The sequence below is a fragment of the Massilia sp. CT11-108 genome, assembly GCF_047302915.1.
GTDB lineage: Bacteria > Pseudomonadota > Gammaproteobacteria > Burkholderiales > Burkholderiaceae_D > Telluria > Telluria orientalis.
In genome coordinates, this window is the sequence record NZ_JBKYMO010001132.1 from 1 (window position 1) to 646 (window position 646).

The window sequence follows — 646 nt, forward strand, 5'->3', positions numbered from 1 at the left end:
CAGGTTGGCCGCTGAGGTGGTCGCCCAGGTCCTGTTCCGCGAGATGCTCGGCCAGCAGGTCGACGAAGGCGCGGATCTTCGTCGAGTTGCGCCGGCTCGCGGGATACAGCGCGTACAGCCCGACGTCCATCGGGCCCGGATTGACGCGGTAGCCGGGCAGCACCCGCACGAGCGTGCCCGCGCGCAGGTCGCGCTGCACGAGCCAGCGCGCGAGCATGGCGATGCCGAGGCCGCCCAGCGCCGCCTGGCGCAGCACTTCCGAATTATTGGCGTGAACGACGCCGCGCACCTCGACGTCTTCCGCGTCCGCTTTCGAATCATCGGCCTGCAGGCGCCACGTGCGGCGGCCCGCGCCGAACGCGAACTGCAGGCAGTCGTGCGCCGCGAGCGCGATCGGCGTCTCCGGCGCGCCATGCTCGGCGAGGTAGGCCGGGCTGGCGCACAGCACGCGGTCGTGGGCGGCGAGCTTGCGCGCGACGAGGTTCGATTGCGGATCGAGGCTGCCGATGCGGATGGCCACGTCGATCGCTTCGTCGACGAGGTTGGCGGGCGCGTCGTCCAGGCGCAGGTCGAGCGTCAGGCGCGGGTGGCGCGCGCGCAGCGCGGGCAGGATCGGTGCGACGTACAGCGTGCTGAAGGTGACGGG

1 protein-coding gene is annotated in these 646 nt (G+C 72.1%); it reads right to left on the reverse strand.

Annotated features, from left to right (window positions below):
- Positions 1–646 (reverse strand): substrate binding domain-containing protein (locus tag ACEN88_RS33585; protein ID WP_413346673.1); only part of this gene is annotated, 646 nt, incomplete at both ends.